The following is a 13,144-nucleotide window of genomic DNA, read 5'->3' on the forward strand; positions in this document are numbered from 1 at the left end:
AAGGGCTTTGGTGGGCGCGACTGTAGCGACCCCAGCCGGAGGGGACGGGTGCGCGCGGCGACCGCCTTCCACACCCCGGCAGCCGGTGCGATAAAGAAGGAAGCGGTAACGCCCCTGCCCGTGGCCCACACACTGGTCATCGTCGAGAGCCCTACGAAGGCACGCACCATCCGGGGGTTCCTGCCGAAGGATTACCGCGTCGAGGCCTCGATGGGTCACGTCCGCGATCTGCCCAACAACGCCAGCGAGATTCCCGCCGCCCACAAAGGCGAGAAGTGGGCCAACCTCGGCGTCAACACCGCCAACGACTTCGAGCCCCTGTATGTGGTGCCGAAGGACAAGAAAAAGGTGGTGAAGGAACTCAAGGACGCCCTCAAGGGAGCCGACCGGCTGCTGCTGGCCACGGACGAGGACCGCGAGGGCGAATCGATCAGCTGGCATCTGCTGCAGCTGCTCCAGCCGAAGGTGCCGGTGAAGCGGATGGTGTTCCACGAGATCACCAAATCGGCGATCGGCCGTGCGCTCGAGGAGACCCGCGACCTCGACATGGAGCTGGTCCACGCCCAGGAGACGCGTCGCATCCTCGACCGGCTGGTGGGCTACACCCTTTCGCCACTGCTCTGGAAGAAGGTGGCCTGGGGCCTCTCCGCCGGCCGTGTGCAGTCGGTGGCGGTGCGGTTGCTGGTGCAGCGCGAGCGGGCGCGCCGCGCCTTCCGCAGCGGAACCTACTGGGATCTCAAGGCCCGCCTGGAGCAGGCCGGCAGCAGCTTCGAGGCCAAGCTCACCCACGTCAACGGCAGCCGCATCGCCGGCGGCTCCGATTTCGATGAGAACACCGGCGCCCTCAAGGCCGGCAGCAAGGTGCGCCTGCTCGCCGAAGACGAGGCCCAGACCCTGCGCCAGGCGATCGAGAGCGGCAGCTGGACCGTGGCGGCGGTGGAGGAGAAGCCCACCACCCGCAAGCCGGTGCCGCCCTTCACCACCAGCACCCTGCAGCAGGAATCGAACCGCAAGCTGCGCCTCTCGGCCCGCGAGACGATGCGCTCCGCCCAGGCGCTGTATGAGCGGGGCTTCATCACCTACATGCGCACCGATTCGGTGCACCTCTCCGACCAGGCGATCAACGCCGCCCGCAACTGCGTCAGCGAGAAGTACGGCCAGGACTTCCTCAGCCCGGCGCCCCGCCAGTTCTCCACCAAGGCGCGCAATGCCCAGGAGGCCCACGAGGCGATCCGGCCCGCCGGCGACAGCTTCCGCACCCCCGCGGAAACCGGCCTCGATGGCCGTGAACTGGCGCTATATGACCTGATCTGGAAGCGCACCGTCGCCAGCCAGATGGCCGATGCCCGGCTGACGATGCTGGCAGTGGATCTGGAGGCCAGCGCCCCGGGCTCGCCTCTCGCCCCGGCCACCTTCCGGGCCAGCGGCAAGCGCATCGACTTCGCCGGCTTCTTCCGCGCCTATGTGGAGGGCAGCGACGATCCCAACGCCGCCATCGAGGGCCAGGAGGTGCTGCTGCCATCGCTGAAGGTGGGCGACAGCCCCGCCTGCAAGGCGGTGGAGGCCCTCGGCCACCAGACCCAGCCGCCGGCGCGCTACAGCGAGGCCGCCCTGGTGAAGATGCTGGAGAAGGAAGGCATCGGCCGCCCCTCCACCTACGCCTCGATCATCGGCACCATCGTCGACCGCGGCTACGCCACGCTCCAGAACAACAGCCTCATCCCCAGCTTCACGGCCTTCGCCGTCACAGCCCTGCTGGAGGAGCACTTCCCCGATCTGGTGGATACCAGCTTCACCGCCCGGATGGAGAGCACCCTCGATGAGATCTCCCATGGCAAGGTGTCGTGGCTGCCCTACCTGGAGGCCTTCTACAAGGGCGAGAAGGGCCTGGAGACCCAGGTGCAGCAGCGCGAGGGTGACATCGATCCCGGCGCCTCCCGCACCGTCGCTCTCGACGACCTGCCCTGCGTGGTGCGCATCGGCCGCTTCGGCGCCTACCTGGAAGCCAAGCGCGTGGCGGACGACGGCAGCGAGGAGCTGCTCAAGGCCACCCTGCCCCAGGAGATCACCCCCGCGGATCTCGACGCCGAGAAGGCCGAGCAGATCCTCCGCCAGAAATCCGATGGCCCCGAAGCGCTCGGCGAGGATCCGGAGACCGGCGACGCCATCTACCTGCTGTTCGGCCAGTACGGCCCCTACCTGCAGCGCGGTCAGGTCAGCGAGGAGAACCCCAAACCCAAGCGCGCCTCGCTGCCCAAGGGCGTCAAACCCGAAGATCTCACCCTCGAGGATGCCCTCGGCCTGCTGCGGCTGCCCCGCCAGCTCGGCGACCATCCCGATGGCGGCAGGGTGGAGGCCGGGCTGGGGCGCTTCGGCCCCTACGTGGTGCATCACAAGGGCAAAGGCGAGAAGGACTACCGCTCCCTCAAGGCCGAGGACGATGTGCTGGTGATCGGTCTGAGCCGCGCCCTGGAGCTGCTGGCGACACCCAAACGGGGCCGCGGTGGTCGCACGGCGCTGAAGGACCTGGGCACCCCCGAGGGCGGCAGCGAAGCGATCCAGCTGTTCGATGGCCCCTATGGCCTGTATGTCAAACAGGGCAAGGTCAATGCCTCCCTCCCGGAGGGCAGCACCGCCGAGACGATCACGCTGGAACAGGCGGTGGAGTTGCTGGCGGCCAAGGCTGCCAGCGGCAAGGGGAAAGGTCGCGGCACGAAGACCGCCGGCACCGGTAAGGCGACCAGCGCCGCCGGGAAGACAACGGCCGGCAAGACCCCTGCTGCCCGCGCCAGCAAACCGCCGGCCACCACGAAGACCGGCCGCCTGCGCGCCAGCGCCGTGCGGGTGATCAAACCCGCGGGCAGTTGAGCAGCCCCCCACCGCCCGCCGCGTCACGCCCCAGCCCTTCGGCCCGCCGCCGGGGAGCCTGCCTTCTGGCGCTGTTGTTGCTGCCGGGCCTGGCGGGATGCAGCGGCACCCGCTTCGGGGATGCGCTGTCGCGCAGCTTTTCCAGCGCCCCTGCCGCCGATCCCCCCACAGCCGCGCCCTCCGGCACCAGCTCCCCGGCCCCGGCAGGAACGGCCACACCCCAACCCGCCGCCTCCACCGGGCCCACCTCGACGGGTATTGGGAATGGGGCGACAGCGGCCGCCGGCACCTCTACCAGCGGGGCCGGAAGCGACAAACCCGACGGCACCGCCGCCTCCAAGCCCGTCCCTGCAGCAGGCCCTGCCCAAGGCTCCCGCCCATCGAGCGGCAAGCCCGGCGCACCCGCCGCACCCCCGTCATCGAGCCAGCCTCCCCGGCCTGCCCCCTACCGGGTGACGATCCTGCTGCCCCAGGCCGATTCCGCCGCCCCCGCCGAAGTAGTCACCCAGGCCCTGCGCGCCGCCGGTGTGCCCTTTGAGGTGGAGACGATCGAACGGCTCGGGCGCGAGGGCACTCCCTCCGTCCCCCAGGCGCCCGTCAGCCGGCCGGCTCCGGAGCCCCGCTGAGCCATGCCGCCCCACCGTCCCGACCGTCAGCTCAGTCCCCGCCAGGCGCGCCAGCTGATGGACACCGCCTACCTGGCTGCCGCCACCGCCCTGCTCTGGCTGGCGCTGTACTACCTGCCGGTCGGCGGCCCCCTGTTCCGCCTGGCCCTGCCGTTGCCCCTGGCGCTGCTTCAGCTGCGCCACGGCTGGCGCTGCGCCGTCGAGGGAGTGCTGGTGGCGTCCCTGCTGCTGCTGGCGCTGATGGGTCCGATCCGCGGGCTGCTGATGCTCTTCCCCTATGGCTGTCTGGCTCTCTGGCTGGGCTGGGGGTGGCGGAAAGGGCTGAGCTGGTGGCTGACCCTGTCGCTCGGCGGGCTGATCGGCGCCCTCGGCTTCCTGGTGCGGGTGGCGGTCTTGTCGCTGCTGCTGGGTGAAAACCTCTGGGTGCTGGTCACCACCGCCGCCGCCGGTCTGCTCGAACGGCTGCTGTCGCTGCTGTCGCTGGGCCCCGGCTTCGATCTGGGCCAGGTGCAGCTGATGGCCCTGGCCCTGGTTCTGGTCCAGAACCTGCTGGTGGTGCTCTGCCTGCATGCGGTCGCCTACTGGATCTTCCCGCGCCTGCAGGCGCCGATTCCTCAGCCGCCGCGGGCGCTGGAGGCCCTGGTGGCACTCGATCCCCTGTGACATCGGAGCGTCCATGAGCGCGGCGCGCCGCCTCTGTGGCCCCATCGACGTCGCCACCGCCTGGCAGCGGGCCTGGGCACCGGACAGGTCGCTGCCGCTGCCCCTGCTGCTGCTGGCGGCCACGGAGACCGCCGCGGTGGAGGGGATCTCGGCTGCCGGCTCCACACCCGAGAGCCGTCGCCGCACCGCCGCCGCCGATGCCGAGCTGCTGCTGTACGGCCCCCTCGCCCCCCGGCCCCATGCCCTTCCCCCCCTGCCGGCGGGCGTCAGTCCCGCCCTGATCAGCCATGTGGTGATCGAGGCCCTGGGGCTGGAGCCTCTGGTGATCGACCTCGGCTGCAGCGAGGCGCCGGCCGTTCCCCATCTGCGGCCGACGGGCGCTGCCGGCGGCGGCGTGGCCGCCTGCCTCAGCGGCGGCGCTGCCCTGCCACCCCAGCGGGTGGAGGCCCTGCTGCAGCTCGGCCGCCGCTGGGGACAGCGGCTGGTGGCTCGGGGACGGCCGCTGCTGCTGGCCGAATGCGTACCCGGCGGCACCAGCACGGCCCAGGCGCTGCTCAGCGGCCTGGGGCTGGAGGTGGAAGGGCTGGTGAGCGGCAGCCTGCGGGAGCCGGCCCATGGGCTCAAGAGCATGCTGGTGCGCCGTGGCCTGACGGCCGCCCGGCTGCCAGCCGAGGCGACGCCCGCCGCCGTGGTGGCCGCCGTCGGGGATGCGATGCAACCCCTGGCAGCGAGCCTCACCCTCACGACCGCCGCTGCCGGCCTGCCGGTGCTGCTGGCCGGGGGCAGTCAGATGGCCGCGGTGCTGGCCCTGGCCCTGGCCCTGGCACCGGCCGAGCAGCGCCAGGCCCTGAGCCGCCATGCCGCCGTGGTCACCACCGCCTGGGTGGCGGAGGAAGCCGGCAGCGATCTGGAGCGGCTGCTGGCACGAATCGGGGAGCGCTGGCAGGTGGAACCGCTGGCCTTCGCCGCCGGACTGCGCTTCGGCGCCGGCTGCCATCGGGCCCTGCGCGACTACGAGCGCGGTTATGTGAAGGAGGGGGTGGGTGCCGGCGGCCTGGCACTGCTGTGGCAGCTGCGCGGCGGCAGCCCGGCGGATCTGGCGGCGGGCTGCGACCGGGCCTGCCGGCAGCTGCTGGGCGAATGACCACGCCGTGGGGAGGGACCCCAGCGAACGATCCGCACAACCTCCGTCTGGGCGGGGAAGGCGGCAACCGATGGAAGGACCCCGCCGAGCGGATCCAGCCCGGCTGGTGAGCCGCCGCGGCTCCGGTGAGGAAGCGCCGCCGCTGAACCGACGGCGCGCCCAGGCCGTGGCGACCTACGGTCCGGCGATGGCCGTTTCCCCCCTGCCCCGCCGCCAGCTGCTCCAGCTGGGAGCCGCAGCTCTGCCGCTGCTGCTGGGCGGCTGCCGTCAGGACCGCCATCGCCTGGCGGCAAGCCGCAGGGACCTGCCGGCGCTGTGGACGGCTCGGCTGCCGCGCGACTGGACCCTGCAGACCCTGGAGGAGCCGGCGGCGGTCAGCCGCAGCGTGCTTGGCGCGGCGACAGCACGTCCGGATCTGGCGCAGCTCTGGGATGGCTGGGCCACCGCCCTGCCCGCCTCCGTGCTTCAGCCGTTCGGCGCACCCGAGCTGCTGAGCCGCCTGGCCCCCCTGGCGGGCCCGGTCAGCCGCCTGTTCGCTCCGGAAGGCGCCCCGGCTCTGGCCTTCCCGTGGGCGGTGGATCCATGGGTGCTGCTGCTGCGCGACCGCCCCGACCTGGCCCGGCGCCATGAGGAGGGCTGGGGCCTGCTGCTGGACCCCAGCCTGCGCGGACGGCTCGTGATGCCCTCCAGCCCGCGCCTGACGATCTCGCTGGTGGAGGCAGACCCCCAGAGACTGCGCCAGCTGCGCCGCGCCACCCTGGCCAATGACGAGCGCGACGGCCTCAGCCTGCTGCTCACAGGGGAAGCAGAGGCCATGGTGCTGCCGCGCCGCCGGGCGGTGCCACTGCTGCGCAGTGATCCACGCCTGGCCGTGGTGCTGCCGGTCCAGGGTGCCCCTCTGGGCTGGAATCTGCTGCTGCGACCCGCCGGCTCCTCGGCACCATCTCCCCTGACCTGGCTGGAGGCGGCACTGCAGCCCCCCCTGTTGCCGCGCCTGCTGGCCGCAGGCTGGGTGCCCCCTTTGCCAAGGCCGCAGCTGGAGGCTGCGGCCGCTTCCCTGCCGGGCGAGCAACGGCAGCTGCTGGTCCCGCCCGATGCCGTGCTGCAGCGCTGCTGGAGCCTCCCGCCGCTGACGGAGCAGGAACGCCGGAACCTGCAACAGCTCTGGGATGAAGCGGCACCATCCCCGCCCTGAGCCTCCTCCGGCCCGCCGTGCCCCCTGAGCGAGCGATTCGGGCAGCACAGGACCGTCCGCCGGAGAGCAGCGGGGGCGTTGCCGGTGAGCACCATCAAGACGCCCTCGGCCCCCGGAGCCGGCGGCGCCAGGACGGGAACCGGGCCCGGGCCAGCCCGACCGGGACGCAACCCTGGAGGCCGACGGAGCGACTCAGGTCACACAACCCCGAAGCGGCTCACCCCCAGAGACGTCGCCGGGGCGGTGCCGCCAGGAGGCGATGGGTGTCGGCCAGCAGCTCGGGAATCGGCAGCTGCAGCGGACAGCGCGGCAGGCAGTCGCCACACCGCTGACAGGCGCTGGCATCGACCTGCTCCCACCAGTGACCGGCACGGCCGATCAGGCTGTAGCGCTCGCTGGTGAACGGCACCATGCCATGCCCCACCGCGAGATTGCGCAGCCGCAGCAGCGACGGGATCGGCACCCCGTTCGGGCAGGGGAGGCACCGGCGGCACTGGCCGCAGAGGCTCTCCCCCAACCGCTCGCGGCCGGCCGCCGCGAGACGCTCCAGGGCGAGGCGCTGCTCCGGGCTCAGCCAGGCCCCTGGCGCGGCAGGAGTGGCCGTGATTGCCCGGGCCCAGGCCAGATCGGCGGGCTGGGCCGCACCCAGGGTGAGGGTGGAGATCCCCTGATCCAGCAGGAATCGGTAGGCCAGTTCGAGGGGATGGAAGGGAGCGCAGTCGGCCAGCAGCTCCGCCGGAGGGTCGTAGAGACGCCCCCCCTTGTCGGCCGGGGAGATCGCCATCACGCCGATGCCCTGCGTCAGCGCGGCACGGGCCAGGGGCAGCCGTTCCTGGTCGAACAGATGCAGATGCAGGCTGCAGAAGCGGAAGCGCCCGGAGACCAGCGCTTCCTCGATCAGGGCCGTGGCGCCGTGGCTGGAGAAGCCCACCTGGCCCACCAGCCCCTCGCCTTCGGCCCAGGCGAGCAGCTCGCGGCCATCGCCCCGCAATGTCCACTCCAGGTGCTCCGGAGTGTTGAGGCCATGCACGGCCAGGTTGTCGAGGCGGGGGATCGCGAGCCTGGCCAGCAGGGCCCGCAGCTGCTCGCGCGCCGACTCCACGGCCGTGCCGGGCAGCAGCTTGCTGGTGAGCACCAGAGCGCGCCGGCCGATCAGATCGCGCTGGGCCAGTCGCTGCAGGGCAGCACCGAGAAAGACCTCCGCAGGGCCGTAGGCAGGGGCGGTCTCGACGTGGTTGATGCCTGCGCAGACGGCAGCGTCGAGCACCGCCGCCATCTGCGCTGGACTGTCCAGCGCCCGCATCGTGCCCAGGGTGAAGGGGCTGACCGGAGGCCCCGCCCCGAAGGGACGCGGCTCGGGTCCTGACACCTGACTCCCCTCGCCGGGCTCCGCAGCTCCGCTGTGGTCACCGCCCTCGGGGGCGGCAGTGCGGTGGTCTTCAGGCACCCTCAGGACACGTCCGGGGCACCGCTCTCCCCCTCCTCTCCACCGGGCGGCTCCTGACCGCCGGAGCCGGGTTCGGCATCGACATCCGGTCCGGCCTCAGCTCCGCCGCTGCTGCGCAGATGCCGGATCAGCTCGGCGGGGCTGGTGCGTTCGAGGAAGCGGCGGAAGTCCTCCTCCTCCTCGGCATCGGCCTCGGCATCGACGGGCATCGAGGCGTCCGCCACCACCTCCTCCAGCATCCAGATGCCGCTGCCGGTGCGCAGGGCCAGGGCGATGGCATCGCTGGGGCGGGCATCCAGCTCCTGCGGCTCATCAGCCGCATTGCGCAGCTTGAGCACGGCCCGGAAGGTGTTCTCCTCGATCGTGTGAATGATCACCCGCTCCAGCGTGAGCCCACCGGCCTCCAGCAGGCTGACCATCAGATCGTGGCTGAGGGGGCGGGGGGGGCGCTCATGGTCGAGCCCGGCGAGGATATTGTGGGCCTGGGCCTGATCGATCCAGATCGGCACCTGACGGCGCCCGGAGGGGTCGCGCAGCAGCACGATCGGACTGCGGCTCGCTGCATCCAGGGCGATTCCCGCCACCCGCATCTCGACCATGGTCGCTTCGCTCCTCGGCGGTGTCGCAGCGCGTACGGTGATTATGGCCAGAGCGGATGGCACGGCGGATGTTCACCGGTCTGGTGCGGGCTCTCGGGCACCTCGAACGCTGCACCGGTGGCGTGCGGGTGCGGCTGGAGACCAGCGGCGCACTCGGAGCGATCGCGCTGGGGGACAGCATCGCGGTCGATGGCATCTGCCTGACCGTGGCCGAATGCCTTCCGGCGGGGGATGGCGGGGTGGCCGGCTTCCGGGCCGATGTGAGTGAGGAGACGCTGCGGCGCAGCGCCCTGGCGCAGCGGGCCGCCGCCGGCAGCCGCGTCAATCTCGAACCCGCCCTGCGCCTGGCCGACCGGCTCGGTGGCCATCTGGTCAGCGGCCATGTCGATGGACTGGGGGTCGTGAGGGAGATCCGCCGCGAGGCGGGCTCCTGGCGGCTGGGCCTGGCCTGGCGCGATCCCTCCTTCGGCCGCTACATCTGTTCCAAGGCCTCGGTGGCGGTGGACGGCATCAGCCTGACCGTGGCGGGCTGCGAGCCGGATGGCGGCGCGTTCTGGATCGCGGTGATCCCCCACACGTGGGCGAGCACGACCCTCACGGATCGCCGCGAAGGCGATGCGGTGAACCTGGAGGCCGACCTGCTGGCCAAGTACGCCGAACGGCTGCTCGCCGATCGCCTGAAAGGAGCTGAGACCAGCGCAGGGGAAGGGGATCTGTCCGCCGGCTGGCTGGCGGAGCACGGCTGGGGCAGCTGACACCCCTGACAGGAACCGGAGGCGCACAGACCCCTCCCCTGCTCATGGCTGAACAGCAGGACCGGCGGCGGGAGCAACGGCGCCAGGACCGCTCTGCAGCTGATCACCGCCGGAAACGGCACGGCCTGCACCGGTGGAGCACGGCCGTTCCATCGCGGCATCGATCCCTCCCAAGTGACCGTTCCAAGCCGCCATCCATGGACGGGGCGCCCGATCCGGACGCACCAGGCCGGGGTGGCGCCGGATCACCTCCAAGCCCCCCGGCGAGGCCCTCGCGCAGCGGAGCGCAACAGCGGCGTTGCCGCTCAGCCCAGTCCTTGTCAGCCTGTCGGCAGCTGTTGCCGGGCGCCATGAACGCCGAACTCCCAGACCCGAGGGCCAACGCCGAAGACACCCTGGCCGGCCTCACCCTGGCCGAGGGCATCCTGCTGCTGGTGCTCGGGGTGCTGGCGCTCGCCTGCCCGGTGCTGGCCTCGAAATGGATCGCCGCGATGCTCGGGATCGCCTTCCTGGTCGGTGGACTGGTCAGCTGGGTGAGCACCCTGGCTCGCGCCAGCCGACTGCAGAAGCTGGTGTGCTTCTGGCGGCTGGTGGTGGCCACCCTGTTCGTGATCACCGGCTCCTGGATCGTCACCCAGATCGCCTCCGGTCCGGAGGGCGCGGCCCGACAGGTGGCCAGCCTTGCCCTGGCTCTGGGGGTGGTGTTCCTGGTCGAGGGGCTCGTGGCCTGCGTTGTCGCCCTGGGCAACCGTCAGGTCAGAGGCTGGGGCTGGGGACTCACCAACGGCATTGTCACCCTGATCCTCGGCCTGCTGATCCTGACAATGAAGCCGCTTGCCCTGATGGGGGTCCTGGGTCTGCTGGTGGGCATCAGCTTCCTGTTCAGCGGCATCGATCTGCTGGTGTTCAGCGCCAGCTTCCACCGCCGCAGTTCCTGAACCGGTGGGGTGAAGGATCCGGGGGGCAGGAATCCTGTGAAAGCCCTGCCCGTCCGGGCGGACGACCAGCTCCCTCTCAGTCCTGAGATCCGTTGTCCTCGAGCGGGAGCAGCCAGATGGCGCCTGTCTCGTGGTGGATCTCGATGCGGAACTCCTGGCCAGGTTCCAGACCCATGCGACGGGTGTAGGCCTGCCCGATCAACAGATTGCCATTGCCGTGCACACGGGTGCGGAACTCGGCCTGGCGCCCCTTGCTGAAGCCTCCCCCGGCCAGGGTGCTGGGGAGGGTGTAGCCCTTGGCCGCGACCAGGGCCCTGTAGAAGCTCTTCTTGAGCACCCGGCCGCTGGGGCCGACGTACCCGCAGGCCCGGGCGATCTGGTCCTCGGGACGATTGCTCAGGGAGCGTGCCTTGTCGAGCAGGGCCTTGCCTTCAAGCATCGGGCCCGCCCCGTCCGCGCTTCTGCCAGCAGCCATGGGTCGGTGGCGACAACTGCCGGATTGTGGCGGAGAACGGCGCGGACCGCCAAGGTTTGCCGTGCGCTGGAAACATGGAACCGGCCGGGGCATCGACGGCGCCAAGCCTGAAGCGGCTCAGAGCAGATAAAGGATGCCGTAGAGGACAACCCAGATCCCATCGACAAAGTGCCAGTAGAGCTCAGCTGCCTCAAGGCCGAAGTGCTCGGAGGCAGTGAGACGACCACCTGGCCGCGCCTGCCACCAGACGATCAGGATGCAGATCACACCAAGCGTGACGTGCAGGCCGTGGAAACCGGTGAGTGCGTAGAAGGTACTGGCGAAGAGGTTGTCGGTGAGCCCGAAGGGAAGGTTGAAATACTCCACCATCTGACCGGCCAGGAAGGCAGCCCCGAGGCCGACGGTCAGGAGCAGCCAGGTGCGGCAGCCCGAGGACTCCCCACGCCGCAACGCCGATCCGGCCCGATGGAAGGTGAGGCTGCTGACCAGCAGCAGAACGGTGTTGATCGTGGGCAGCAGCAGCTCCCGATCGAAATTGGCGCCCTCGGGGAGCGGATTGACCGCGCGGAAGGTGAGATAGGCCGCGAAGAAGCCGGCAAAGGTCATCGCGTCGGCCATCAGGAAGGTGGCGAGGCCGAACATGCGGGCGTCGACGTGTTCTTCAGCGTGGCCGGCTGCATGGGCCGGAGCCAGGGCAGGGTCGCTGGCAGCCAGGGGGGCGGAGGTGGATCCCGGGGTGGTGGTGCTCATCGCTGATCTCCGCTCCAGATCTGTTCGGCGCTGGCGGCACGGATGTCGAGCGCCGCGGCGGTTTCGCCATAACCGTAGGGATGCTCCACCAGGGGCGCGGCACCGATCCAGTTCTCGACCGGGGGCGGTGAAGTGGTGAGCCATTCAGGCGTACGCGCCTTCCAGGGATTGTCGCCGGCGACAGCGCCGTTGAAAGCGCTGACGATCACATTGATCAGGAAGGGCAGGGTGCTCAGGGCCATCAGCAAGGCACCGACGCTGCTGACCTGGTTGAGGGTGGTGAAGCTGGGGTCGTACTCAGCGACGCGGCGCGGCATTCCGTTGAGACCCAGCCAGTGCTGGGGAGCAAAGCAGAGGTTGAAGCCGATGAAGGTGAGCAGGAAATGAAGCCGGCCAAGGGATTCATTCAGCATGCGGCCGGTGAACTTGGGATACCAGTGATAGATGGAAGCGAAGATCACGAAGACCGTGCCGCCGTAGACGATGTAATGGAAGTGCCCGACCACGAAGTAGGTGTCATGCACGTGGATGTCGAACGGCACCTGGGCAAGGGCGACACCGGTGATGCCACCGAACACGAAATTGACGATGAAGGCACAGGAAAACAGCATCGCGCTGTTCAGTGCCAGCTTGCCGCCCCAGAGTGTGGCCAGCCAGTTGAAGAATTTGATGCCCGTTGGAACGGCAATGAAGGAGGTGGCGATCGTGAAGAACAGGCGCATCCACGGCGGCGTGCCGCTGGTGAACATGTGATGCGCCCAGACGATCAGGCCCAGCACGACGATGCCCATGATGGAGTAGACCATCGTCGTGTAGCCGAACAGCGGCTTGCGGGCATGCACCGGCAGGATCTCACTGACCAGCCCGAAGGCGGGCAGGACCATGATGTAGACGGCTGGGTGTGAATAGAACCAGAACAGGTGCTGATAGACCACCACATTGCCGCCTAGCGCCGGATTGAAGAAACCGGTGTGGGCGATGATGTCAAAGCTCAGCAGCACCAGCGTGCCGGCCAGAACCGGCGTCGACAGCACGGCCAGGATGCTGGTGCCGAGCATGGCCCAGCAGTACATCGGCAGCTGCATCATCTTCAGGCCAGGACGCCGCAGCTTGAGGATGGTGGCGATGAAGTTGATCGCGCCGAAGATCGAGCTGCCGCCGAGCAGCAGCACACTCAGAATCCAGATCACCTGACCCAGCGCCGGCGTGGTCAGGCTCAGCGGTGGATAGGCCGTCCAGCCGGACTGGGCGGCTCCGCCCGCCAGGAAATAGCTGCTGATCAGCAGCAGCCCGGCAGGAGGAATCAGCCAGAAGGCGACGGCATTGAGCCTCGGGAAGGCCATGTCCCGGGCGCCGACATAGAACGGGATCAGATAGTTGCCGAAAGCACCGTTGACCACCGGCACGATCCACAGGAAGATCATCACCGTGCCGTGGAGGGTGAGCACCTCGTTGTAGGTGTCGCGGCTGACGAAATCACTGATCGGACTCGCCAGCTCCGTGCGGATCACACCGGCCAGCGCACCACCGAGGAAATAGAAGAGAAAGCCGGTGACCAGATACTGAAGGCCGATCACCTTGTGATCGAGGCTGAAACTGAAGTAACGCAGCCAGCCCTGCGGCTGCAGGCCTGGGCCTTCGAAGCTGCCGGGAGTGGCGACGGTCATCGGAAAGTTGTGTGTAC

Annotated in this window: 12 protein-coding genes; 7 read left to right on the plus strand and 5 right to left on the minus strand. The window is 69.9% G+C overall.

Going from position 1 to position 13,144, the window contains the following annotated elements; all coding sequences use genetic code 11:
- Positions 1–120: 120 nt before the first annotated feature.
- The 5 genes from topA to H8F25_RS07720 all read left to right on the plus strand — a co-directional run bounded on the left by topA (position 121) and on the right by H8F25_RS07720 (position 6,496).
- On the plus strand, positions 121–2,868 hold the full coding sequence (gene topA, locus H8F25_RS07700; RefSeq protein ID WP_197212972.1) for a type I DNA topoisomerase: 2,748 nt from the start codon (positions 121–123) through the stop codon (positions 2,866–2,868).
- Positions 2,865–3,494 (plus strand): hypothetical protein, encoded by a 630-nt coding sequence (locus H8F25_RS07705; RefSeq protein WP_197212973.1) that lies wholly within the window; start codon positions 2,865–2,867, stop codon positions 3,492–3,494. The genes topA and H8F25_RS07705 overlap by 4 nt, the downstream gene beginning before the upstream one ends.
- A 3-nt stretch (positions 3,495–3,497) precedes the next feature.
- Entirely contained in the window at positions 3,498–4,157 is a 660-nt protein-coding gene (locus H8F25_RS07710; protein WP_231597258.1) for a DUF2232 domain-containing protein, read from the plus strand.
- Positions 4,158–4,170: 13 nt separating this feature from the next.
- Entirely contained in the window at positions 4,171–5,301 is a 1,131-nt protein-coding gene (locus H8F25_RS07715; RefSeq protein WP_197212974.1) for a nicotinate-nucleotide--dimethylbenzimidazole phosphoribosyltransferase, read from the plus strand.
- 70 nt (positions 5,302–5,371) lie between these two features.
- On the plus strand, positions 5,372–6,496 hold the full coding sequence (locus H8F25_RS07720) for a twin-arginine translocation pathway signal (RefSeq protein WP_231597259.1): 1,125 nt from the start codon (positions 5,372–5,374) through the stop codon (positions 6,494–6,496).
- A gap of 217 nt (positions 6,497–6,713) precedes the next feature.
- Here H8F25_RS07720 and H8F25_RS07725 read toward each other — a convergent pair whose 3' ends face one another.
- Positions 6,714–7,799, minus strand: a complete 1,086-nt coding sequence (locus tag H8F25_RS07725; RefSeq protein WP_197213592.1) for an aldo/keto reductase — start codon at positions 7,797–7,799, stop codon at positions 6,714–6,716.
- A gap of 146 nt (positions 7,800–7,945) precedes the next feature.
- A complete protein-coding gene (locus tag H8F25_RS07730; protein WP_197212976.1) occupies positions 7,946–8,542 on the minus strand; it encodes a bifunctional nuclease family protein in 597 nt (198 codons plus the stop codon).
- Between the two features lie 68 nt (positions 8,543–8,610).
- Between H8F25_RS07730 and H8F25_RS07735 the strand changes: the two genes are divergently transcribed.
- Positions 8,611–9,297 carry a riboflavin synthase gene (locus tag H8F25_RS07735; protein WP_197213594.1) on the plus strand — a complete coding sequence of 229 codons (687 nt, stop codon included), beginning with the start codon at positions 8,611–8,613 and terminating at the stop codon, positions 9,295–9,297.
- 350 nt (positions 9,298–9,647) lie between these two features.
- Positions 9,648–10,235 (plus strand): DUF308 domain-containing protein, encoded by a 588-nt coding sequence (locus tag H8F25_RS07740; RefSeq protein ID WP_197212977.1) that lies wholly within the window; start codon positions 9,648–9,650, stop codon positions 10,233–10,235.
- A 76-nt stretch (positions 10,236–10,311) separates the two neighbouring features.
- Here H8F25_RS07740 and H8F25_RS07745 read toward each other — a convergent pair whose 3' ends face one another.
- The 3 genes from H8F25_RS07745 to ctaD form a co-directional block, all read right to left on the minus strand.
- Positions 10,312–10,674: an AbrB family transcriptional regulator gene (locus H8F25_RS07745; protein ID WP_197213596.1), complete on the minus strand. Its 363-nt coding sequence runs from the start codon at positions 10,672–10,674 to the stop codon at positions 10,312–10,314.
- 153 nt (positions 10,675–10,827) lie between these two features.
- Entirely contained in the window at positions 10,828–11,352 is a 525-nt protein-coding gene (locus H8F25_RS07750) for a cytochrome c oxidase subunit 3 (RefSeq protein ID WP_231597333.1), read from the minus strand.
- Positions 11,353–11,456: 104 nt separating this feature from the next.
- Positions 11,457–13,127, minus strand: coding sequence for a cytochrome c oxidase subunit I (gene ctaD, locus H8F25_RS07755; protein WP_197212979.1), 1,671 nt, complete (start codon positions 13,125–13,127; stop codon positions 11,457–11,459).
- Positions 13,128–13,144: the final 17 nt, after the last annotated feature.

The organism is Synechococcus sp. CBW1004 (genome assembly GCF_015840715.1).
Lineage (GTDB): Bacteria > Cyanobacteriota > Cyanobacteriia > PCC-6307 > Cyanobiaceae > Cyanobium.